Origin of the sequence: Vibrio sp. Isolate24, from assembly GCF_022398215.1 — a bacterium.
Taxonomy (GTDB): Bacteria; Pseudomonadota; Gammaproteobacteria; order Enterobacterales; family Vibrionaceae; genus Vibrio; species Vibrio coralliilyticus_A.
This window is the reverse complement of sequence record NZ_JAKEUU010000003.1, coordinates 606,097-627,953: the sequence shown is the minus strand read 5'-3', so window position 1 is coordinate 627,953 and position 21,857 is coordinate 606,097. Positions and strand designations below refer to the sequence as shown.

Here is a 21,857-nt window from a genome sequence, read left to right as displayed (position 1 = left end):
TCAGCAGACAAGGTTTGGGGAGAGGCTGTTTATCCGCTAATCAACCATAGCTAGCTTATTGCTTAGTTAAAGCCCTTCAGAATCATCGTCACTAACAAAAAGCTCGTTGATAATTGTGATATACCGCTCAGCCACTGTGCCAACCTCTCGGTAGGCCATCTCGAGAATCATTGATACCTGCTCGTTGTTCTCAAGAGGTACGTAGTTTTTCTCGTCCATATAGGCTTCAATTGCTTTAATCTTGTCATCTCGCCCTTCTAGGAACTCACGGAAATCTTTGCTTGCCTTTGTACTATTGCATTCTCTACAGCTAGGTAGCAAATTGCCAAGGCGATGCTCTCCTAGATAAACCTTATTAATTGGGATTGCGTGCTCAATCACCAGTTCCTTTGACTCACCACAATAAGCACATTGATGGTTAAAGTAGGCTTTGGTTGCCTGCCAATCCTCTTCAGAAAACTGCTCTGTCCCAAGGTTACTAAGAATATTTCGCACCAATAGGTTTTGAGCATTGCCTATCGCGTTACCGCGATAGCGGCTATTGGTTCTGGCGGGCGATACTGATAGCTTGCGCGAGAGTTTTATTCTTGATTCAAGTATCTCACTCTCCAACTGCGACTGGTCATAATCGATGCCAATCCGTTTTAAGTACTTAGCAAAGTAAACCGCGTCTTTTTCAAACCACTGACTACAAGCACGAACAGTTTGTCCACGCACCAAGTAAACTTTGGTCCAGTATCGTTTGGACAAATCCGAAGGAAGGCTGCTGATTGGAACCAAAAAAGGAAAGTTGAGGTTAAAATTGCGCTTGGAGTAATCAGCATCACAAAGGCGCTCGAACTCGTTGTGACTTTGTTGCTCGCAATACTCCAGTACCTTAGGCAGAAGTGCTTGAACCAACTTTCCAATTTTCATAACGAGTCCACTTTTCCCAAACTGATAATACCAGTAAGTATATACATCAGGTATTAAACAGGAAAAAAACAAGGATAAGTCTAATGACTTAATATCTTTAACGGCAAAAACGAATAGCCAGCTTTTAGAGTTAGAAACCGAGTTGCAAAAATCGAGCAGCGTCATTATCAAATCTCTAATCGAAGAGAAGTACAAAGAAGAATGCACTTGACATAGAACTACCGAAACTTGAGAGGGGACAAAAGACAATCCCCTTCCTACTACTTGTTAGCTATCCGATCAATCACCCAAGCTTGAACTTTACTCTCAACTCAAGCAACAGCTCTATCACCAAGCGACACCTGCTTTGGAAACTGCCGTTTTGCTATCGAGCGATACACACCGGATCTTGATAACCCAGTCATCACAAATACTTCATTTAAGCGGATTAAGCGAATCGGTTTGTTTGGCATTTTGATACCTCATCAGTGAATTGATTTCACTGTGATGACATATATCTGAAAATATTTTGTATCGGTGTCGATTGGTCATCAACTAGAGTCGCTCCACCGCACATACAGCGAGCCACTGACTAATTCACCTGGTGTAGGGAACTGCCTCCAGTAACACTGTAACTTCCATAACTTGATTTCTCTATATGCTCACTCCACCAGGACATAAGTTGCCGCCGAGAGTCGAGATAGTCCGTTCTGTTATAGGCCTTGCGTATTTGGTTCTTATCGGTGTGAGCCAGCGCCGCTTCAATCACATCGGCATCAAACCCTTTTTCGTTAAGGGTAGTACTGGCAAGTGCCCTCATGCCATGTGCCGTCGTTCTATCCTTAAAGCCCATTCTGCCAAGCGCTTTGTTGGCAGTCTCGGAATCAGTGGGTACCTTAGGATTGCGGCTCGATGGAAAAACAAATTCACGATGGCCACTAATCGGTTTTATTGCCTCAAGGATTGCCAAAGTCTGGGCCGTTAGAGGAACAACCAAGATCGAGAGTTGCTAGGACGCACGCAGAAGTAGAGGTTGCCACCATCAGATAGTCGATAGAGCTTATCTTTGGGTTTTGCTGTTTGGACTTGCCTTGCTATTAGATTATTCGCCATTTTGATCCCTAAAGTAATACCTTCTTTAAGCTTGATAGCCGAAAAATCTAGGTATTACTTATGGCTGGTAACTATCTAAATTAAATGAAGTTATAGCTCATGACGATGGAGAAAGTGACAACAAAGTAATATCTGAATTAGTGCTCTAAAGTAATACTAGCATCAGCTCGTAAGCCTGGGTATTACTTTAGGTATTACGAAAAACAAACGCTTTTGTGGAACATTATGGAACGCTATAGGATCGTAACTGGTTGATTTTGATAATCTTAAGATAAGAAAAAAGACGTCCTAGGACGTCTTTCTTCAAGAATGTGGCGGTGAGTGAGAGATTCGAACTCTCGATACGTTGCCGTATACACACTTTCCAGGCGTGCTCCTTCAGCCACTCGGACAACTCACCGAATCAAATTGTGGTTGGTTTGCTCACCAACGAGGCGCTAATTTAATGATTCTATTGGGTTAGGTCAAGCCTATTGAGGAAAAAAAACGCCACATCTTGAACGTTTGATTACTTAATGGCTAATTCGACCAGATTTCCTGCAAAATCAAGCTTGCTGGTAGTATCCCGGTACCTTAAACCACTTGCGGCACATATCGAGAAAGTAACCATACAAGACACCCATTCCACATGAGATCACGGCATTCGAGGTTACTGCGGTTAGGATTTGATCACTTGATGCGCCAACCGCCACCAAGATCGCTGCATACACTGGCGATTGAAACAGTACGTAGGCGATCAAATCGGACATATTCTTCATCATACTTGTGGATGAAACTCGCTCACCTTGCCTAAGCATGAAATCTCTGAACATGCCGTATGGCCAAGCAATCGCAATATTTACCGGAATAGAAAGGGTTCGTGAAGCCAACGATTGTTCGAACGTCATCCCAGAAATAAAGATTTCTACGATCATTCCAGAAACAAAGCAGAATACCACCATAGCAAAAGTGTCTGCTGCAGCATTACGAATACAGAACGGCCCACGCGGCTTCATCTAAAACCTCAGTATATAAATCCAAATATGAACAATAAAAGTAGTAATATAAACTGGTAAAAATTCAAAATACCAGCATATAAGACTATTATTCCATGAATTAATTAGTTTTAGATTTCAAATAAAAACAAAAGTAGTAAATAAACCACCAAGCTCAGTAAAAAGGTCAGATTAATTCACTAAAAATCTGGACCTTGCTCACAAAGCAACCAAAATCAAGTAATTTACTTACAAAAATCTTTTAGCAGAACGGTTAAAACGTCCAAATCTGATTGGGAAGGGACCTCCCCTAATGTAAGTTTCATCTGTATCGCTTTCAGGGTTTCTTCCAAGTGTTGATCTTCAATGCCTGTTGTCACCGCTTTCAGGGCTTGAAAATGCTCTTGCGCTTCTTCTAGATCACCATTCTCTAGAAACATATAGAACGTCAGCAATACTGATTCTGTTTCTTCAGTTTCTATGTTTGAGCCACTCAGTAACATGGGCTTGTATTGGTACAAACGCTCAGAATATTGATAAAGTGCATCATCCAGCTCATTCTCGTCAATGGGCTTAGATACTATATAATCCACTCCAACCCCCAACATTCGTTCACGCGTTTCTTTAAAAACATCAGCTGTGCAGCCTAAAATTAGAATTTTAGATTTTGAGCTAGGTAAAGAGCGAATAGCAGAGGTGGCCTCCACACCATCCATAACTGGCATATGATTGTCCATTAGCACTAAATCATACTCTTTACTGGCAATAGCGTGGATAGATAGTTCACCATTCTCAACTACATCACACTCAAAGCCTTTGTTGGTCATGAAGGTATTGATGATGATGGCATTGGTGCGGTTATCCTCAACGATAAGAGCTTTTAAGCCACTATAGTTGAGCTTACTGTGTTCTTTAATCTCCTGATTGCGAGGCTCACAGTGGTCCATTGCCACCAATACATCAAAACTGGTACCTATACCCAATTCACTCGCTAACGTCACACTGCCATTCATTAGGTTACATAACTGTTTGACGATGGCTAATCCTAAGCCTGTACCTCCAAAACGTCGCGTGGTAGAAGACTCAGCCTGCTCAAAAGGCTTGAATATTTTTTGCTGCGCTTCTTTTGCGATGCCAATTCCAGTATCACGTACTTTAATCTCCAAATAGTTTTGCTCTTGCTTCTCTATCTCTTTGAAATACACCTCTACATATCCACGCGACGTGAACTTCACAGCATTATTAAGGAGGTTGAACAATATTTGCCGTAAACGTGCTTTATCGGACATATACCAGCGGTCATGAGGGACTTCTGAGTAAACTTTGAATTGCAGACCTTTTTCTGAGCAAAGGGTAAAGTAGACACTATTAATACTGCCGATGATGGCTTCAAGTGGGAATGGATTATTTTCAAGCTCCAAATGACCTTGCTCGATTTTCGAGAAATCAAGAATTTCGTTAAGTAGTGTCATCATATGATCACCTGATTCATATAAGGTTTTCATATGCTTTTGCTGCTCTTCCGTGAGATCCGTTTTCAGAAGTATCTGCGCGGTACCAAGGACGCCATTCATCGGTGTCCGAATTTCATGAGATAAGGTGGCAAGAAACGCGCTTTTGGCTTTTGTTGAAGCTTGTGCTTTTTGCTTCTCTGCTTCGAGAAAGACGGTTTTCTGGTTGAATGTATCAATAAGATGTTTGACTTCGTCTTGGCTGTTATAAGTCATGTCGATGATTCCTCCCTCAATTGAATCATCAACTTTCTTAGCGATAATCACGATAGGCGAAATCAGGAAACGATTGATTAAGAAATACCCCATCATCACACAAGCCAGCATTATGGGGATGATACCCGCTTCAACTTTTGACACTAAGTCATACACTTGCTCCGTCACTAAACGATTAGCATTGACGACATCGATATACCATTTAAAGTCACCAAAATCAGTGCTACTGATGTAGATGTCTTCAACAACCTGAAAATTATGTTCAGTGATCACATCCCCATAGGAATCTTTTAGTATGACACCTAGTTCGTACTCTTCTGCATGTTTGCGAACAAAAGAAACCAAGCTCTCGAGCGATATGTCTATGGTGGCTACACCAGAAAAAACATCATCAATATAGTAAGGTGAGGAGGCGGTGATCATTTGAACATGTGTAAAAGGGTCAATATATACCTCTGACCAAGACACCGTCCCCACCGGTTTATTGACTACAGAGGTATACCAGGACTCTTTGTCGTAGCCGCCCGACTCCGGATTATCCCAAGAAAAAACCTGATCGACTTGACCGTCACTGGCACGATTGAAAAACAAACTTTTGTAAGCAGTCCCTCTATCTATTGAATAAGGAATCGGCCATAAACCACCGCTGATAGCCACACCATCGATCACCGAGAAAAGCTTATAAAGCATCTCTGCCTGATGGCCTTGGGGTTCATTAGTATTCCCAATACTAACGACACTTTGCAAAATACCAAGAGAACTGTTCAAAGGCTCTTTGATTTCAGCAGCGATGATTTGGGTTCGTAGGTCGAGGTTCTTTTCCAACTGATCGCGCACAGGTGGTTCAACCACAAGATAACTCACCGTACCTATCACTGCTATGACAAATGCCATGTACATAGCAAGCGCTAAAAAGCTCTTTCTTTTGAGGGAGGAACGAATTTCCATAAGCCTTTGAATTTTGTCCGTTTACATCCAATTATAGCGGAGATAGCGCAGCTGCCACCTTTTTATGTCTCGTTTTGGCTGTTAGTATTAGCTCAATTTCAATTACCCCTCTTTGGTATTCATTTTGACACTACAAGACATTCTTTCTCAGCCAGAGCTGGAAAACCGACTGATCAACGAACCCAAAACACAAGGATTTGTTACTGCTATGGCTGCTGCACCCAATGTATTGCCACCTGAAGAGTGGCTTCCTTTTCTATGGGGAGGTGAAGAGGTAGCACCATTCACTGATGGTGAGCAGTTGGAAACCTACATCGAGTTGATCATCGCAATGTGGAATGAATACCGCCCTGCTTTATTGGGCAACCAATGGGTATGGCCAAGTACATGTTCTCTAGACGAAACAGACATCGTCAATCAAGCAACACGAGACTTCTGTGAAGGTGTTCTACAAGGTTGGCAACTCGCTAGAGACGATTGGGAGACCATCATGCCCGAAGCTAGCGAAGACAGCGCATTGCTGGGCGGAGTGTTGCTATCTTTAAGCATGCTTTATGACCCAGAGACATCAATTGCAACACTTGCAGAGCAAGGAATTGAAGGTCTTGAGCAGTTTGAAGAGATATTTAACGCGATTCCGACCATGTTATGTGGCCTAGCAATGCGCGGCTCCATGTTGGCAGAAGCGGATTAAAGCATAAAGGGCCCAATTGGGCCCTTTATGCTTAACAATGAGTTATTTCAATCGTTCCCATTCAAAAGACTCTATCCGTTCATCTGCGATGTAAAACAACTTAGTTCTTGGTGGGATGACCGTATCTAAATCAGGGTTGAGCTCGATCCCTTTCCCTGTATCAATGGCGATAAGTGTCGCCTGATAGGCACGCTTGATGTAAACAAATATAGACTGCACATCCGTGGCAGCTGCGTCTTCCGGGTAGGTGGTTGAATACTGGGTCATTCCTCGCGTCGAAGCCAATAGTTCCTGATGAAGAGCACTAGAGCCAGGGTCCACCGCTGCTTTTGCGAGCATTTCCGCACCAACAGCTGGAATACACTCAGCATTAGGGCAATGTTGATTTAACAATCGGCTTAGTGCTTCGTCTTTAAAGTACGCGAGTAAATGTGCCTTTGGGTTCACATTAGCAGAGTACAAGGCCGCTGACAGCGTAATATCATCTTCTAAGTTGTCCACTACAATGCAACTTGCTTGTGTAATCGACGCTTTTTCCATCTCTTGTTCGTCTGTGTAGCTGGTCACTTTAACAAAACCAATCTCTCCAGGGAGCGGGTTTTCAATATCAGAGCGACTACACAGAACTATGGGGCGCTTCCCCTCTTCCTCATGCTGTAGCATGCGAATAAGATGCATTGTTCGTTGACCATTCCAGCCCAAAAGCAGAATATGATTTTCCACACCAACTCTCCGTTTTCCTAATATGCCTGCCCGCCAATAATCCACTGAAGCAGAAGCTAACCGTCCAATTAATGCAGCAAACAAGGTTAAGCCGCCCGGTATAACAAATAAAATGACTACCCATTTTCCCGCTTCGGTCACTGGTGAATAATCGCCATAGCCCACCGTCGACGCAGTGACCATGAGGTAATAAACAAACGTCGAAGCATCTTCTGTAAGAGCGGTTTCCCCACTTGCAACCAAGGCCAGCCAAGACAATGCAATGTAGACTAAAAGCAATACCATAAGGTTACGATTGCTTAATTGAAACAAGCGTACTTGAAGCCACTTTTTAAAGACGAACCACGCTGACATACTTTCACTTACTCGACTGATTACTATCAATATTCTTACAAGACTAACTGACTCATGACCGATAAGCCAATCCTGTCACTTACAGCGATATGTACCCAAGTTACTCATTTCACCAAACTCAATAAAAGCGATTGCTATGAAGTATGGGGAAACAAAAAAGCCAGCTTCACGAAGCTGGCTTACATTCAATATCGTTTAGGCGTTACCTTTAACCTGCATGTTAAGCTTCTCTGCGAAGTCGAGCATACGATTAAGTGGAATTAATGACTTAACGCGAAGCGCTTCATCAACAAAAATTTCATGCTGTTCACCACCTTCTCGCAACGCTTGCTCAATCGCTTTGAGACCATTCATCGCCATCCACGGACAATGGGCACAGCTACGACAAGTGGCTCCGGCACCGGCTGTTGGTGCTTCAATCAGTTCTTTCTCCGGAACCAGTTGCTGCATCTTAAAAAAGATACCTTTATCAGTCGCAACAATCATTTTTTGCTGAGGAAGCTCTTTCGCAGCTTTGATCAACTGGCTGGTTGAACCAACTGCGTCGGCAAGCTCGACAACACTCGCTGGTGATTCAGGGTGTACGAGAATAGCAGCTTCAGGATACAAGCCTTTCATCTTACGTAATGCATCAGCAGAAAATTCATCGTGAACCACACATTCACCTTGCCACAGCAGCATGTCTGCCCCAGTTTGGTTGGCAATGTATGAACCTAAATGACGATCAGGCCCCCAGATAATAGGTTTGTCTTCAGAATCTAAGTGCTCGACGATCTCCAAAGCAATACTTGAGGTAACCACCCAGTCAGCACGGGCTTTTACTGCTGCTGAAGTATTGGCATACACCACAACAGTATGGTCTGGATGAGCATCACAAAACTCTGTGAATTTATCGGCAGGACAGCCCAAATCTAACGAACATTCAGCTTCAAGCGTTGGCATAAGGATACGCTTTTCCGGCGTCAAGATCTTCGCAGACTCGCCCATAAAGCGCACACCACCAATGATCAATGTACTCGCAGGATGGCGGTTACCAAACTTAGCCATCTCTAGTGAATCACCAACAAATCCACCAGTCTCTTCGGCGAGTGCTTGGATCTCAGGGTCCGTGTAGTAATGGGCAATCAATACCGCGTCTTTCTCTTTAAGCAATGCTTTAATATTTTTAATGTGCGCTTGCTTTTGTTCGTCTGTCAGCGGTGTTGGTTTTGGCGGGAAAGGGTAAACTGTTTCGATTGTATCTAAAATGTGGCTCATTGCTCTTGCTCTACGCAACTTCCAGTAATCCGAGTATTGTAACCTTAACCCAGATCAAGATGCCAGTTTCCACAAGAATTACTTATAGTGTTTATAGAGCCAATAAAAAAGGAGTGACCATGCACTCCTTTCCAGGTTACTTAATACGCTCTGCGGCTAATTTCGCAGAAGCACTATCAGGATATTCATCAAGTACTTGTTGATAGTATTTTTTTGCCTGCGCTGCATTGTTATTACGTTGAGCAATATCGCCCAGTTTTACTAACGCATCTGCACGCTTATTCGAATCTTTATAAGATACCACAGCAGCAAAGCTCTTCACCGCATCTTGGTCTTGCTTCTTAGCAAAATAAAGCTGACCTAACCAATAATGCGCATTCGGCGAGAATGTTGAATCAGGAAAGTCTTTCTGAAATTGCTGGAACGCTGAAATCGCTCCTGTGTAATCTCGTTTTTTAAGAATTAAGTCTACGGCGTTCTGGTAAGCCGTTTGTTCATCAGCGTTGGTACTAAATTTACCCGCTGGTTTAGCATTAGCATCGCTTGTAGACGTAGCCGCTACTGGGGCACTATTCACTTGACCGCGAAGTTTATCAAGTTCGATAAACAGCTCACGTTGACGTTGCAGCATCTGCTGCATGTCATAGTTATTCTTTTCTAGCTGACCACGAAGGTCACTAATTTCCAGTGCCATTTCATCTAGCTGTTGCTGCATTTGCAACTGAACACGATTACGGTTTTCTAATAAACGTTCGAGACGTTGAACTTCGGTTTCATTAGCCGGAGCGGCTGAGGAGGATGGCGCAGAGTGACTAGCACTGATATCTGATACTGGAGCTGGTGCAGCGAACACAGAGTTCGCTGCACTTGCCAGTAACGTAAGCGTAACTACGCGCTTAAGGTTACTGAACATAAGGACTTTCCTTGATTAGTATACTAGAACCGCACGACGGTTCTTAGCGTATACATCTTCCGCTTGACCTAGAAGAAGAGGCTTCTCTTCACCGTAGCTCACGATTGAGATTTGATCCGCTTGAACACCTAATGCTTGTAGGTACTTAGCAACTGCCGTCGCACGACGCTCACCAAGAGCGATGTTGTACTCAGGAGTACCGCGCTCATCTGCGTGACCTTCGATAGTCACTTTTAGCGCTGGGTTTTTGCTTAGGTAAGCCGCGTGTGCTGCTAGCATTTCTTCGTAGTCACCAGCGATGGTTGCGTTGTCAAACGCGAAGTAAATTGTTTGAGACTCACGAAGTGCCTGCTCTTTAAGCTCTTGCTCAGAAAGTTGGCCGTTCTCACCGATTGGTGAAACTACTGTTGTATCAACACCGTTAGCAGAACCAGATGTTGATTGGTTCGTTTCAGAACCAGAAGCGTTAGCTGCATCATCGCTTGAACTACACGCTGTAACAGCTAGAACTGGTAGCGCAATCAATAGCCCTTTTAGAACTTTGTTTAGTTGCATTGTTATATTTTCCTTACTTTTTGATACTTATTACTTGCTACAAGAACGGAGACCATGCTGGTGCACGGACACGACCGTTTGTTGCCGGTAATCGAGCTTTAAAGCGTCCATCTATAGAAACCATTGAAAGTACATTGGTTTTATTAAAGATAGAGCTATAAATAACCATACCGCCATTTGGTGCGATGCTCGGCGATTCATCTAGCAAAGTTTTGGTCAGAATTTGAACGGCACCCGTTTCAAGATCCTGCTTCGCCAAATTGAAGCCCGAGTTACTACGATTGACCATTACTAGGAATCGTCCATCAGGTGTAATTTGCCCACCTAGGTTCTGATGCCCCTGCCAGGTAAGACGGTTGGTTGAACCACCAGCCAAATCTACTTGATAAATCTGAGGTTTACCACCCCGATCCGAGGTAAAGATCAAGGATTTGCCGTCAGGATGCCAAAATGGTTCCGTATTATTTGATCTACCACGTGTTATTTGTGTCAACTTACGGGTTTTCAAATCCAATGTATACACTTGCAGGCTGCCAGTTTTCGACAACACTAAAGCTAGTTTATTACCATCAGGAGAGAATCGTGGCGCACCATTATGACGTGGGTATGACGTTACTTTTTCACGTTTTCCTGTTTGTGTTTCAATTATATATATTTCAGATTGACCGTTCTGGAAAGTCACATAGGCAAGTCTCTTGCCATCGGGAGACCAAGCCGGAGACATCAATGGCTGGGTTGACTTCAAAACACTTTTTTCACCATAACCATCATAGTCAGCGATACGTAATTGGTATGGATGGCTGTCACCGTCTTTTACTACAACATAGGCAATCTTGGTTCTAAATGAGCCTTTTTCCCCAGTCAACGCTTCAAAAACTCTATCAGCTATAAGATGACCCGCTCCTCTAAACTGACTTGGTACAATTGTAAGTTTTTTATTTAGAAGGATATGGTCTTGGGAAAGTACTAGTCGACCGTCATTACTTAAAGATTTAGCTTGCCCATTAGTTAATTGACCTCTGACAAGGTCAATTAACTGATAATTTACGACATACCGACCATCAGCGTCTTGGGTTATCGTGCCAGTTACAAGAGAGTCAACTCCCAAGCTTGTCCAGTCTTCAAAGTTTATTTTAGACGCTTGGTATGGTGTTTCAGGCATTTGGGAAACATCTATAGGCTTAAACTTACCACTGCGAGTCAAATCAGAAGCGACAATAGCAGATAAGTCTTGGGGCAACTTAGCATTGCCTTCCCACCTAAACGGGACAATAGCAATTGGTCGAGCAGAGTCTATGCCATCAGTAATAACTAGTTCTAGTGCAGCATTAGCGATGTTGGTTACACTGGCAAACAGTACCAAAATCCCTAATAAAAGGCGTTTAATCACGTCTTTGATCCTTTTAGTCGAAAGTAACGGTTAAGTTAATGTTTTTCAGTTTTTCGTTGACTGCATTTTCTGTTGATTTCGGAAAAATACCGACTTGTGCTATCGCACTTTTTGTAGCACCACAAACTCGCGAATCTCCATCTAATACAGTCACACCAGCAACCATCATGTCTGTCCCTGTAGGAAGCAGTCTTATGTTTACTTTACATTCCTTTCCCAATAAATAGTCATCCTTAATTAACTTTTGCTGAATTGTCCTAGTATAAATAGATGACATTCGAGAAATCTCATCTTTTATGAATTGGTTATGAGCCGAGCTATTCTGCTCTGCTTCGTTTTCAAGGCCCGAAAAAATATTATCTAACGCTGCTTCTTGCTCTTTACGCTCACGCTCTAAACGTTCTAAACGCTCCTTCTCCTTACGCGCTTTTTCAGCGGCCTCTTCGGCTGCTTTTTCTTTAGCTATACGTTGTTTTTCAGCTTTTTCGGCTGCTTCACGTTGACGGCGAGCTTTCTCTTCCGCTTCTTTTGCCGCTTTCTCTCGAGCAACTCGCTCTTTTTCTGCCTTAGCAATTGCAGCCTGTTTAGCCAACCGTTCCTGCTCTGCTTTTTTAATGGCTTCTTCTTTCGCTTTACGTTCAGCTTCAAGTTTCGCAGCACGCTCACGCTCTTTACGTACACGAGCTTCTTCTGCTTTCCGCTCTTTCTCTTTCTGTTGTCTCGCTCTCTCTGCCTCGCGCGCGGCTTTTGCCTCTCTCGCTTGCTGCTCTTTTAGCTTACGAATACGTTCTTCTTCAGCTTTGCGATTCTTCTCAAGTTGTTCACTCTCACGGCGTAACTTATCCAAGCGATCTTGCTCTTTCTTCGCTGCGGCTTCTCTCTGGCTGCGTATTTGCTGTGCTTGCTGACGAACTAAATTCGGGTCTATTACCACTGCCTGAACCATCTGTCCGGAAGGTTCAGGTTTGGACATGGTAAAGTCCGTCCCCCAAATCAACGCAACGATCAAAAGCAAATGCAGTACCGCTGATATCACTATCGGCTTAGTGTAATCACTCTTTTTTTTCGGTTTCGTGTCTTTCATAACCAGAGAGCGCTTATTCCTTTATGTCCGTCAATAAACCAACTTTAGGGATACCCGCGCGGCTTAATTCATCCAATACTAAGACGACTTCAGCATACGGCGTTGAAGCATCACCACCCACTGCGACTGGCGAATCCGGCTTCAGCGAAAGCTCCGCTTTTACCCGTACGATAACATCCTGAAGAGAAAGACCTCTTATCACGTCTTCATCGTTCACACTCAGGCCTAAATTACCTTCGCGATCGATTTCGACAATGATAAAGCTGGCATCACTATCTCCAGCTAAATCAGAGGCAGGCTTTGCTGTCGTGGTTTTTGGTAGCTCAACATCAACGCCCTGTGTTACAAATGGGGAAGTCACCATGAAAATGATCAACAAAACCAGCATAACGTCGATATAAGGAACAACGTTAATTTCTGCCGTCATCTTACGTTTTTTAGGTTGGTAGCCAGCCATATCCATTAGTCCCTAGTGGAAGAGTCACGCCCAGCCATAGCTTGGCGATGTAGGATACTGTGGAATTCTTCGGAAAAAGTCGCGTAGTTATGTTCCAGCTTACCGACTTTATTGCTCAAGCGGTTATAGGCCATGACTGCAGGGATCGCAGCAAACAGGCCCATAGCTGTCGCGATAAGCGCTTCGGCAATTCCTGGTGCCACCATAGCAAGTGTTGCTTGTTTAACTTCACCCAAGGCAATGAATGCATGCATAATGCCCCAAACGGTACCAAACAGACCAATATATGGACTGATAGAACCTACGGTTGCAAGGAATGGCAGATTAGTCTCTAACTCGTCCACTTCGCGTGCCACAGCGACACGCATCGCACGACCAGTGCCTTCCATTATAAAGTCTGGCGAATCAGAGTTAGATTTTCGAAGGCGAGCAAACTCAGTAAAACCGGAATAGAAAATTTCTTCGGTGCCAGCCAATTCATCTTTACGCTTTTTCGCATTTTGATACAGGACAGAGAGATCTGTACCTGACCAGAATTTATCTTCAAATGTCTCTGCGCTTTTTGACGCTTGAGAAAGCACTTTGCTGCGCTTAATGATCATTGCCCACGACACGATCGACATACCTAACAAGGTCAACATCACCATTTTTACGAGCAGACTTGCTTGTAAAAACAGGTCAAGCATTGAAATATCAGCGGTCACTGTGAGTAAACTCCATAACTATTGATTGAGGAATCGCTTTTGGCCTCATTTTTTTATTATCGATGCATGCTACCTTAACCATTGCTTTACACAATGTTTTAGCATCAGGATTTACGATCTCTTGACAGAAAATAAGGGTGGCTTTCTTGATCTCTGCAACCGATGTCTTAACCGTCAGACGGTCTTCAAGACGGGCACCTTGCAGAAAATCAATGTCCATATGTCGGACTACGAAACCGATGTTTTGTTCCAAAAGGCTGGATTGTGAAACACCAATACTGGTCAGGTATTCCGAACGACCACGCTCAAAATACTTGAGGTAGTTGGCATGATAGACCACACCACCAACATCAGTATCTTCGTAATAAACTGTTACCGGCAGCTCAAATACCGCACGCTCGTCTTGCACATCAATCCCTTTCTACCATTTGAGTCGCTTTACTATAACGCAACTCATTACCGTTTATGCAATGGTTAATAACGGTTTTCAAAGGTTTAGACAAAAAAATAGCGTCAACTATCAATGATTGACGCTATTGTGACTATTTAGTGGATAATTTTCAGTCAGTTCAACTTATAAAGCACGTATTAATGTTAAATAAATTAGAATCGTTAAGGAAAAATAGGGACTGAATAATACTTGCCAATACCAGTTTTTCGGCTTAAAGCTCAAACCAAAGATCATGCTGGAACAAATCGCCCAAATCATTAGCGGAGAGATTAAAGCATTAAAGCCGCCAATAGAGGCTGAATATTGCTCCGGATCCCACATCACCATAGCCACATGGTAAAAGCCGAGAATCAAAGATAAGGCTCTGAATAGAGCCTTGTCCATTGGCGCATGTAGCTTAGCTACTTGCTCCGCCAGATTACTCACTATCTTTATCCATCATTTCAGAATGCTCTAACCAAAGAGCGTTGATGATGCCGAATGCACAAGCAAGTAGTACACCTAGAATCCATGCGAAATACCACATAGTAATAGCTCCTTAGTAAAGTGAGTTTTTATTGTCTTCAATGAACTTGCTGTCCAGACGACCAAACATCTTGTAGTAAGTCCAAATGGTGTAAGCCAAGATAATAGGCACCATGATAAAGGCAACACCAGTCATTAGGTTGAGCGTTAATTCAGATGACGTTGCATCCCACATGGTCAGGCTGTGGTTAGGCATCAAATCAGAAGGCATGATGAATGGGAACATCGCCAGACCCGCTGTGAAAATAATACCTGCATTACCTAGACTTGAAGCGAAAAATGCAATACCACCACGCTCAAGACGTGAAGCCAATACAGTCACAAGAGACATTACTACACCCAGCGCCGGAGCAATCCACATCAATGGGTACTGCTCGAAGTTGTTCATCCAAGCCCCCGCTTCACGAATCACTTCTTTAGCAAGTGGGTTAGATGCGCCGTTATGGTCAATTGCACTGGTAATCACATAGCCTTCGATGCTTTGAACCCAGAAACCAGCAGCAACGAAAGTCGCAACCGTTAGTAGACCCATGATTTGTGCAACACTACGCGAGCGAGCGTGAACTTCGTCTGTAGTCTTCATCTGTAGCCAAGTAGCGCCCTGCATTAAGATCATAAACAAGCTAACTAAGCCACATAATAAGGCGAATGGGTTTAATAGACCAAAGAATGAACCGTGATACGTTGGCATCAAAAATTCAGTCAACTGGAACGGTACACCTTGCAGTAGATTACCAAACGCCACACCAAAGATGATTGGTGGAACGAAGCCACTGATAGAAATACAAATGTCCCACGTTTGACGCCACTTAGTATCTTCAATCTTTGAGCGATAAGAGAGACCCAAAGGTCTTAGCCACAACGCAGCCAAGGTCAGAATCATCGCCAAATAGAATCCAGAAAACGAGGTTGCGTAAACTAAAGGCCATGCAGCAAACAGAGCACCACCCGCTGTCACCAACCAAACTTGGTTGCCTTCCCAGTGAGGTGCGATCGAGTTAATCATCACACGGCGTTCAGTATCATTTTTTCCGATTACAGGTACTAGCGCGCCAACACCCATATCGAAACCATCAGTCACTGCGAAGCCTACTAGGAGAACACCGATCAGAACCCACCAGATAAGTCGCAAGATTTCGTATTCAAACATATGTTTCTCCTTGCTTTACGCGTCTACTTGACGACTAACTTTGTCTTCAACAGAGTCAGCGTTTTGCTCAAAGTGGTAGCGACCTGTTTTCAGGCTGCTAGGGCCTTTGCGAGCAAATTTCAGCATCAAGTACACTTCTGCAATCAGGAAGACGGTGTATAGCGCCAAGATTGCAAACAGTGATGTCCAGATTTCTCCAGCGGTGAGTGCCGATGCCGCCACATGTACAGGTAGAATTTCACCCACAGCCCATGGCTGACGACCAAATTCAGCAACAAACCAACCTGCTTCGATAGCAATCCAAGGCAGTGGGATACTCAGCAACGCGGCTTTTAGTACCCATGGTTTTTGCTCGATCTTCTGACGACAAGTCTGGATGAATGCGGCACCGAATACGAATAGCATGATAAAGCCACACGCAACCATGATTCGGAACGACCAGAATAGTGGCCAAACTGTTGGGATAGAATCATCCGCCGCGGCTTGGATCTGCTCTTCAGTCGCATCAACCACGTTTTCTGTATAACGCTTCAGAAGAAGACCGTAACCTAGGTCACCTTTCACTTCATCAAAGGCGGCCATGTTTTCTTCTGACTTGTCACCTGCACGAAGCTTTTCAAGCAGTTCATAGGCGTACATACCTGTGCGGATACGATCAACGTGTTCATCGCGAAGGTCACGTAGACCTGTTACTTGCTCATCCAAAGAACGAGTCGCAATGATACCCATGACGTAAGGAATCTTGATCGCATAATCAGTATGCATGGTTTCCTGATTTGGCAGACCAAACAAAGTGAAAGCGGCTGGTGCTGGCTCGGTGTGCCATTCTGCTTCTACTGCTGCCAGTTTTACTTTCTGTACTTCACCTAATTCATAACCAGATTCGTCACCAAGCACAATTACAGACAGGATTGCCGCCATACCAAAAGAGGCTGCAATGGCGAATGAACGACGAGCGAAAGCGATGTCACGACCTTTTAATAGGTAGTAAGAACTGATGCCAAGAATAAACATCGCGCCTGTCGTATAGCCCGAAGCGACTGTGTGTACGAATTTCACCTGAGCCACAGGGTTAAGAACCACTTCAGCAAAGCTCACCATTTCCATTCGCATGGTTTCAAAGTTAAAGTCTGCCCCAACTGGGTTTTGCATCCAGCCGTTTGCAACCAAAATCCACAATGCCGAGAAGTTAGAACCTAGAGCGACTAACCAAGTGACAACTAAGTGTTGCCGTTTAGTCAATCGGTCCCAGCCGAAAAAGAAAAGGCCAACAAAAGTGGACTCAAGGAAGAAGGCAACCAACGCTTCGATGGCCAAAGGTGCCCCGAAGATGTCTCCGACGTAATGAGAATAGTAAGACCAGTTAGTACCAAACTGGAACTCCATCGTCAGACCGGTGGCAACACCTAGTACGAAGTTAATACCGAACAGCTTACCCCAGAACTTTGTCATGTCCTTATAGATTTGCTTATCCGTCATAACGTACAGAGATTCCATGATGGCGAGAAGGAAAGCCATACCCAGAGTCAATGGTACGAAGAGGAAGTGATACATCGCAGTGAGCGCAAACTGCAACCGCGACAGATCGACTACATCAATCATGTTTACTCCTATGTGTCGGCTGAAGACACTTTTTACATTTCTGCGGCATAAGTAAGCGTTGAACAAACTCAAACAATGTTGCTAAAGAACAGCATGTTGTTGCAAAAATGTACCGTAACGGTTAGTTAATTGTTAAGCATCAGCTAATATAGCTAGTGCTAATACTACTGCTAAAAACTGTCTGTTTCAAAAGGTTTGTATTTAGACTTCGCTTTGATTTGTATCAAATTTTGTGCGGCATTTTTGTCTAAAAAACCATCACATTGATCAACATCAACAGTTTAAACGAGCTTTTGTTAATTTGTGGTTATTTGTGAGGGAGAACAAGGTATTTATGCAAAACAAGTGCTTAACAACTCGTCTACTTTAGTTACCTAAATGGCAGGAGCAAGATTCCATTATTGTGACTTTCATCACTAAAAATAAAAACCAGCTCATATTGAACTGGTCCTGAAAACTTATTTTTCAATTCCGAAATGAAGATAAGCCCTATCGGTAGCTATACGCCCTCTTGGCGTCCGCTGTAGATAGCCTTGCTGTATCAGATATGGCTCCAAGACATCTTCAATGGTATCCTTCTCTTCACCAATGGCGGCTGCCATATTATCCAGCCCAACCGGTCCACCACCGAACTTCTCCATAATGGCTAACAGTAGCTTGCGGTCCATGTAATCAAAGCCCTGAGCATCAACATCCAACATGTTAAGAGCCTTGTCTGCGATGCCTGCACATATATGCCCGTTACCTTTCACTTCCGCGTAGTCCCTCACTCGACGTAGTAAACGGTTAGCGATACGTGGTGTCCCACGTGCGCGTCTTGCAACTTCAAGCGCGCCTTCGCTCTCCATCGACAAGCCCAAACAATCAGCGCTACGCTGAACAATATGCTGAAGATCTGGGATTTTGTAGTATTCAAGGCGCTGAGTGATGCCAAAGCGATCTCGAAGTGGAGAAGTTAACGAGCCCGCTCGCGTCGTGGCTCCTATTAGAGTGAATGGAGGTAAGTCAATTTTAATAGAGCGCGCGGCAGGACCTTCACCAATCATAATATCGAGTTGGTAGTCTTCCATCGCGGGATACAACACCTCTTCAACCATCGGACTCAAACGGTGAATCTCATCAATGAACAACACATCGTTCTCTTCTAGGTTGGTCAGAAGCGCGGCCAAGTCACCCGCTTTTTCCAGAACAGGACCAGATGTAGTGCGAATGTTTACGCCCATTTCGTTGGCAACAATGTTTGCCAACGTGGTCTTACCTAAACCTGGAGGGCCAAAAATCAGCAGATGATCCAACGCCTCTTCCCGGAGGTTGGCTGCTTTGATGAAAATCTCCATTTGATCACGAACATGATCTTGACCTTGATAATCCGCCAGCTTCTTTGGACGAATGGCTCTATCGATGACGTCTTCTTCTTTATAAACCGCATTATCCGGTGCGATTAGACGATCCGCTTCAATCATTAACCGTTCCTAGTTGTCACTTAAACCATGGACTTCAGTGCTTCGCGAATCAGCTCTTCACTGCTCATCTCTGAAGTCTTAACCTGAGATACAACTTTAGAAGCTTGGGTCGGTTTGTAGCCTAGTGCAAGTAAGGCACTAATCGCTTCTTCTTCGGCATTAGATTGATCGGCTTGCGGTACAGAATCCACTGGAGCTGCGTCTGTATGAGGAGTGAACAAATCACCCGCTCCCCAGCCTTTGAGACGGTCTTTCATCTCAACGACCAGACGTTCCGCTGTTTTCTTACCAACACCCGGCAATTTAACCAGTGTTGAAATGTCTTCACGTTCAACACATGAAACAAATTGGCTGGCTGTCATACCTGACAATATACCCAAGCCCAGTTTCGGACCGACGCCATTAGCTTTAATCACTTCGCGGAATAAGGCACGTTCTTTGACAGTATTAAAGCCATAGAGTAGCTGAGCATCTTCGCGAACAACAAAATGCGTGTAGATGATTGCTTCCTCACCAACATTCGGCAATTCATAAAAACAGCTCATCGGCATCTGAACTTCATAGCCAATACCGTTTACTTCAATCAACAATTCAGGGGGTTGCTTTTCAAGCAGAATGCCACGCAAACGTCCAATCACACTCAATACTCTTTAGAAATGAATTTGCGACAGGATAATAAAGAACTGGATAGACATCCAGTTCTTTATACGGTGTATCTAGATTTTTGAGACCACTAGATCAAGTTGGGATGTGAGAGTGCGCACTGTCTCGACCTGCCCGTTTAACTGCGAACCATTTTGTGCAACAAGCTCGGAAATGGTCTTGGTTTCCACCACACCATTGGCCACTTCACTGCTCGCTTCATCCAGTTCTTTGAGTGCCGACATTTGGTTGGTCATGATATTGGCTAAGCCGTTTACATCTTTCGAGATACCCGTCACTTGTTCGATGACTTCTTTCATTCGCGTCGCACTAGCGTGGACCACCTCTTGACCGTAACGCACTTCCTGTTCGCTTCGGTCAAGCAAGTTACGAATCTCCACCGCGGACTCACTACTCTTAGCTGATAACTCACGAACCTGATCCGCCACCACAGCAAACCCTCTGCCCTGTTCACCCGCGCGAGCGGCTTCAATCGCTGCATTCAGTGCCAGTAAATTGGTTTGTTCCGCAACCGAAGTGATCAAATCAGCGACTTTCATGATTTGATCATGGCTGTCGATGATCTGGCTTATTGCACTGATAGAAGCTTCAAGCAGTTCTGAGCTCTTCTCTGCCTGTTTATGGACAGCGTCACTTCGTCCGCGCAACTCAGTGACAAAGTGGCTAGAATCTTCAAGCCCCTCGGTCATCTGATGCACCTGCTGACTCATCTGTTCAGCGGCACTGGCCTGAGATTCACTATTGATGTTGAGCTGACTAACCTGGCTTTCGAGAGCTTCCGACTGAGACTCTAAAACTTGCGAGACTTCTTTCAATTGATGAGAATTCTGATTTGCTTGCTCTAGTACACTCGATAAATGTCGCTCACCTTGCGTAGCTTTGTCAGCTACCGCTTCACTTTTTTGTTTTGCGTACTCTGCTAACTCAATCGCCTGATCACGCTGTTTCGCCGTAAAGGCTTGAGCAATACAAATCACCACCAGCGGGAGAATGGTTCCTGACCATATTTCAATGCGCAATGCCGATTCAGACAGAATCAATTGAGGAAAGCGAAAATCAGAGAGATGAAGATACGTCATGACAGCCGATAACGAAATGACAATCGCACTCCAGCAAATCGCCATGCTCCTCGTCCCTGAAAGGAAAAAAGCAACAACCAGTAAAGGCACCCAATAGGTTTGAGTTGACTCTACCACTCCGCCACTTTGGTAAATGATGTTGAGCGCATGGACGGTCATACCAACAAAGCCGAGATTGAGGGCAAAACCGGGATGTTTAAGCCACTTCAGACAAGCTGCAGAAATCAACTCTAAGACAATCAGAAACACAGAAGTCAGCACTAAGCTGTCATGGCTGTGTTTACTCCATTTAATAAAGCTATAAAGGCCAACGAGGAAGGCAATAAAAGTGAATAGAGACAGGATGTCAGCCTGTCGCTGTTGTGATTTTGTCCAATGGTGTTGGCTCGGCATGCACGCACGACGCCAGAGAGTGGCTGGGTTCATTGTCAATCATCCTTGATTGAGAGTTATAAGACCTCCGACCACTATAGATTTACAACATTTTCATAACAAATTGCATTATTAGATCTGTTTAGGACGTCTCAGTTTTGAAATCACTATGCACAATCAACGGTAACGACCTCGTCGTGCACTGGTTGCTTTACCAGCCAAAGCAACTAAGGTTTTATTGGTATTCGCATGACAGATAGCAACGCCTAGGGCATCAGCCGCATCCGCTTGAGGCTTGGCAGGCAACTTGAGCATTGACTGCACCATGTGTTGCACCTGTTCTTTATCTGCGCCACCAGTCCCGACCACCGCTTGTTTGATTAAGCGCGCTGCGTATTCATATACCGGAAGGTCAGCATTCACTGCAGCAACGATCGCACTGCCACGGGCTTGACCAAGCTTTAAGGCAGAGTCCGCATTGCGCGCCATAAACACTTGCTCAATAGCAAACACATCCGGCTGGAATTGGGTGATGATTTCGGCCACTCCGGCGTAGATTTGCTTGAGCCGTCCTGGCAGCTCTTTTTCTGATGTTCGAATACAGCCACTACCTAGATAATGAAGGTGACGTCCGGTTTGGCGGATAACGCCGTATCCAGTGATGCGGGAACCTGGGTCAATGCCCAAGATGATTGACATAGTGCTTATAAAACCTATTCGTTTAGCCAGCACGTATCTTAGCTTACACCATGAGCATTAGCGAGG

Annotated in this window: 23 protein-coding genes, 1 tRNA gene and 1 pseudogene; 1 reads left to right on the top strand and 24 read right to left on the bottom strand. The window is 44.3% G+C overall.

Annotated features, from left to right (window positions below; genetic code table 11):
• Positions 1 to 66 precede the first annotated feature (66 nt).
• From L1D23_RS15615 to L1D23_RS15585, 7 genes and pseudogenes are all read right to left on the bottom strand, one after another.
• Positions 67 to 915: an HNH endonuclease signature motif containing protein gene (locus L1D23_RS15615; RefSeq protein WP_239867924.1), complete on the bottom strand. Its 849-nt coding sequence runs from the start codon at positions 913 to 915 to the stop codon at positions 67 to 69.
• A gap of 311 nt (positions 916 to 1,226) precedes the next feature.
• Positions 1,227 to 1,367 (bottom strand): AlpA family phage regulatory protein, encoded by a 141-nt coding sequence (locus L1D23_RS15610; protein ID WP_239867922.1) that lies wholly within the window; start codon positions 1,365 to 1,367, stop codon positions 1,227 to 1,229.
• A 119-nt stretch (positions 1,368 to 1,486) separates the two neighbouring features.
• Positions 1,487 to 1,885: pseudogene (locus L1D23_RS15605) on the bottom strand (tyrosine-type recombinase/integrase); the annotation flags it as partial.
• Positions 1,876 to 2,007 carry an Arm DNA-binding domain-containing protein gene (locus tag L1D23_RS15600; RefSeq protein WP_239867919.1) on the bottom strand — a complete coding sequence of 44 codons (132 nt, stop codon included), beginning with the start codon at positions 2,005 to 2,007 and terminating at the stop codon, positions 1,876 to 1,878. The gene L1D23_RS15600 and the pseudogene L1D23_RS15605, both read right to left, overlap by 10 nt.
• 312 nt (positions 2,008 to 2,319) lie before the next feature.
• A tRNA-Ser gene (locus tag L1D23_RS15595) sits at positions 2,320 to 2,407 on the bottom strand.
• Between the two features lie 145 nt (positions 2,408 to 2,552).
• A complete protein-coding gene (locus L1D23_RS15590; protein WP_239867916.1) occupies positions 2,553 to 3,002 on the bottom strand; it encodes an L-alanine exporter AlaE in 450 nt (149 codons plus the stop codon).
• Positions 3,003 to 3,226: 224 nt separating this feature from the next.
• The gene (locus L1D23_RS15585) at positions 3,227 to 5,656 is read right to left on the bottom strand and encodes a hybrid sensor histidine kinase/response regulator (RefSeq protein WP_239867913.1); all 2,430 of its coding nucleotides are present in this window, start codon (positions 5,654 to 5,656) and stop codon (positions 3,227 to 3,229) included.
• 124 nt (positions 5,657 to 5,780) lie between these two features.
• Here L1D23_RS15585 and L1D23_RS15580 point away from each other — a divergent pair, with 124 nt between their 5' ends.
• Positions 5,781 to 6,350: a UPF0149 family protein gene (locus L1D23_RS15580; RefSeq protein WP_239867910.1), complete on the top strand. Its 570-nt coding sequence runs from the start codon at positions 5,781 to 5,783 to the stop codon at positions 6,348 to 6,350.
• Positions 6,351 to 6,392: 42 nt separating this feature from the next.
• Here the strand turns inward: L1D23_RS15580 and L1D23_RS15575 are convergent, their stop codons facing one another.
• From L1D23_RS15575 to ruvC, 17 genes are all read right to left on the bottom strand, one after another.
• Positions 6,393 to 7,427 carry a potassium channel family protein gene (locus L1D23_RS15575; protein WP_239867907.1) on the bottom strand — a complete coding sequence of 345 codons (1,035 nt, stop codon included), beginning with the start codon at positions 7,425 to 7,427 and terminating at the stop codon, positions 6,393 to 6,395.
• A 195-nt stretch (positions 7,428 to 7,622) separates the two neighbouring features.
• Positions 7,623 to 8,684: a quinolinate synthase NadA gene (nadA, locus tag L1D23_RS15570; protein ID WP_239836760.1), complete on the bottom strand. Its 1,062-nt coding sequence runs from the start codon at positions 8,682 to 8,684 to the stop codon at positions 7,623 to 7,625.
• Positions 8,685 to 8,820: 136 nt separating this feature from the next.
• Positions 8,821 to 9,597 carry a tol-pal system protein YbgF gene (ybgF, locus tag L1D23_RS15565; protein WP_239867904.1) on the bottom strand — a complete coding sequence of 259 codons (777 nt, stop codon included), beginning with the start codon at positions 9,595 to 9,597 and terminating at the stop codon, positions 8,821 to 8,823.
• A 15-nt stretch (positions 9,598 to 9,612) separates the two neighbouring features.
• Positions 9,613 to 10,152 (bottom strand): peptidoglycan-associated lipoprotein Pal, encoded by a 540-nt coding sequence (gene pal, locus L1D23_RS15560; protein WP_239836762.1) that lies wholly within the window; start codon positions 10,150 to 10,152, stop codon positions 9,613 to 9,615.
• Between the two features lie 37 nt (positions 10,153 to 10,189).
• Positions 10,190 to 11,542, bottom strand: a complete 1,353-nt coding sequence (gene tolB, locus L1D23_RS15555) for a Tol-Pal system beta propeller repeat protein TolB (protein WP_239867900.1) — start codon at positions 11,540 to 11,542, stop codon at positions 10,190 to 10,192.
• 13 nt (positions 11,543 to 11,555) lie between these two features.
• A complete protein-coding gene (tolA, locus tag L1D23_RS15550; RefSeq protein ID WP_239867897.1) occupies positions 11,556 to 12,626 on the bottom strand; it encodes a cell envelope integrity protein TolA in 1,071 nt (356 codons plus the stop codon).
• 13 nt (positions 12,627 to 12,639) lie between these two features.
• The gene (locus tag L1D23_RS15545; protein ID WP_239836765.1) at positions 12,640 to 13,083 is read right to left on the bottom strand and encodes an ExbD/TolR family protein; all 444 of its coding nucleotides are present in this window, start codon (positions 13,081 to 13,083) and stop codon (positions 12,640 to 12,642) included.
• Positions 13,084 to 13,088: 5 nt separating this feature from the next.
• Positions 13,089 to 13,787 carry a protein TolQ gene (tolQ, locus tag L1D23_RS15540; protein ID WP_239836766.1) on the bottom strand — a complete coding sequence of 233 codons (699 nt, stop codon included), beginning with the start codon at positions 13,785 to 13,787 and terminating at the stop codon, positions 13,089 to 13,091.
• Positions 13,777 to 14,196, bottom strand: coding sequence for a tol-pal system-associated acyl-CoA thioesterase (ybgC, locus tag L1D23_RS15535; protein WP_239867895.1), 420 nt, complete (start codon positions 14,194 to 14,196; stop codon positions 13,777 to 13,779). Before ybgC ends, tolQ begins: the two co-directional genes overlap by 11 nt.
• A 165-nt stretch (positions 14,197 to 14,361) precedes the next feature.
• Positions 14,362 to 14,664 (bottom strand): cyd operon protein YbgE, encoded by a 303-nt coding sequence (gene ybgE, locus L1D23_RS15530; protein WP_239867892.1) that lies wholly within the window; start codon positions 14,662 to 14,664, stop codon positions 14,362 to 14,364.
• The gene (gene cydX / locus L1D23_RS15525; protein WP_000270284.1) at positions 14,657 to 14,764 is read right to left on the bottom strand and encodes a cytochrome bd-I oxidase subunit CydX; all 108 of its coding nucleotides are present in this window, start codon (positions 14,762 to 14,764) and stop codon (positions 14,657 to 14,659) included. Before cydX ends, ybgE begins: the two co-directional genes overlap by 8 nt.
• Before the next feature lie 12 nt (positions 14,765 to 14,776).
• Complete coding sequence (gene cydB, locus L1D23_RS15520) at positions 14,777 to 15,913, bottom strand: cytochrome d ubiquinol oxidase subunit II (protein ID WP_239867889.1); 1,137 nt, start codon at positions 15,911 to 15,913, stop codon at positions 14,777 to 14,779.
• Positions 15,914 to 15,928: 15 nt separating this feature from the next.
• Positions 15,929 to 17,515 (bottom strand): cytochrome ubiquinol oxidase subunit I, encoded by a 1,587-nt coding sequence (gene cydA, locus L1D23_RS15515; protein ID WP_239867886.1) that lies wholly within the window; start codon positions 17,513 to 17,515, stop codon positions 15,929 to 15,931.
• Between the two features lie 458 nt (positions 17,516 to 17,973).
• Complete coding sequence (ruvB, locus tag L1D23_RS15510; protein ID WP_239867883.1) at positions 17,974 to 18,978, bottom strand: Holliday junction branch migration DNA helicase RuvB; 1,005 nt, start codon at positions 18,976 to 18,978, stop codon at positions 17,974 to 17,976.
• A 20-nt stretch (positions 18,979 to 18,998) separates the two neighbouring features.
• Positions 18,999 to 19,616, bottom strand: a complete 618-nt coding sequence (gene ruvA, locus L1D23_RS15505; RefSeq protein WP_239836911.1) for a Holliday junction branch migration protein RuvA — start codon at positions 19,614 to 19,616, stop codon at positions 18,999 to 19,001.
• 78 nt (positions 19,617 to 19,694) lie between these two features.
• The gene (locus L1D23_RS15500; RefSeq protein WP_239867880.1) at positions 19,695 to 21,146 is read right to left on the bottom strand and encodes a methyl-accepting chemotaxis protein; all 1,452 of its coding nucleotides are present in this window, start codon (positions 21,144 to 21,146) and stop codon (positions 19,695 to 19,697) included.
• A 123-nt stretch (positions 21,147 to 21,269) separates the two neighbouring features.
• A complete protein-coding gene (ruvC, locus tag L1D23_RS15495; RefSeq protein WP_239867877.1) occupies positions 21,270 to 21,791 on the bottom strand; it encodes a crossover junction endodeoxyribonuclease RuvC in 522 nt (173 codons plus the stop codon).
• Positions 21,792 to 21,857 lie beyond the last annotated feature (66 nt).

Coding starts and splice junctions, on each gene's coding strand:
- L1D23_RS15615 (WP_239867924.1), bottom strand. CDS start 915: ATGAAAATTGGAAAGTTGGTTCAAGCACTTCTGCCTAAGGTACTGGAG.
- L1D23_RS15610 (WP_239867922.1), bottom strand. CDS start 1,367: ATGCCAAACAAACCGATTCGCTTAATCCGCTTAAATGAAGTATTTGTG.
- L1D23_RS15600 (WP_239867919.1), bottom strand. CDS start 2,007: ATGGCGAATAATCTAATAGCAAGGCAAGTCCAAACAGCAAAACCCAAA.
- L1D23_RS15590 (WP_239867916.1), bottom strand. CDS start 3,002: ATGAAGCCGCGTGGGCCGTTCTGTATTCGTAATGCTGCAGCAGACACT.
- L1D23_RS15585 (WP_239867913.1), bottom strand. CDS start 5,656: ATGGAAATTCGTTCCTCCCTCAAAAGAAAGAGCTTTTTAGCGCTTGCT.
- L1D23_RS15575 (WP_239867907.1), bottom strand. CDS start 7,427: ATGTCAGCGTGGTTCGTCTTTAAAAAGTGGCTTCAAGTACGCTTGTTT.
- nadA (WP_239836760.1), bottom strand. CDS start 8,684: ATGAGCCACATTTTAGATACAATCGAAACAGTTTACCCTTTCCCGCCA.
- ybgF (WP_239867904.1), bottom strand. CDS start 9,597: ATGTTCAGTAACCTTAAGCGCGTAGTTACGCTTACGTTACTGGCAAGT.
- pal (WP_239836762.1), bottom strand. CDS start 10,152: ATGCAACTAAACAAAGTTCTAAAAGGGCTATTGATTGCGCTACCAGTT.
- tolA (WP_239867897.1), bottom strand. CDS start 12,626: ATGAAAGACACGAAACCGAAAAAAAAGAGTGATTACACTAAGCCGATA.
- L1D23_RS15545 (WP_239836765.1), bottom strand. CDS start 13,083: ATGGCTGGCTACCAACCTAAAAAACGTAAGATGACGGCAGAAATTAAC.
- cydX (WP_000270284.1), bottom strand. CDS start 14,764: ATGTGGTATTTCGCATGGATTCTAGGTGTACTACTTGCTTGTGCATTC.
- cydB (WP_239867889.1), bottom strand. CDS start 15,913: ATGTTTGAATACGAAATCTTGCGACTTATCTGGTGGGTTCTGATCGGT.
- cydA (WP_239867886.1), bottom strand. CDS start 17,515: ATGATTGATGTAGTCGATCTGTCGCGGTTGCAGTTTGCGCTCACTGCG.
- ruvB (WP_239867883.1), bottom strand. CDS start 18,978: ATGATTGAAGCGGATCGTCTAATCGCACCGGATAATGCGGTTTATAAA.
- L1D23_RS15500 (WP_239867880.1), bottom strand. CDS start 21,146: ATGAACCCAGCCACTCTCTGGCGTCGTGCGTGCATGCCGAGCCAACAC.
- ruvC (WP_239867877.1), bottom strand. CDS start 21,791: ATGTCAATCATCTTGGGCATTGACCCAGGTTCCCGCATCACTGGATAC.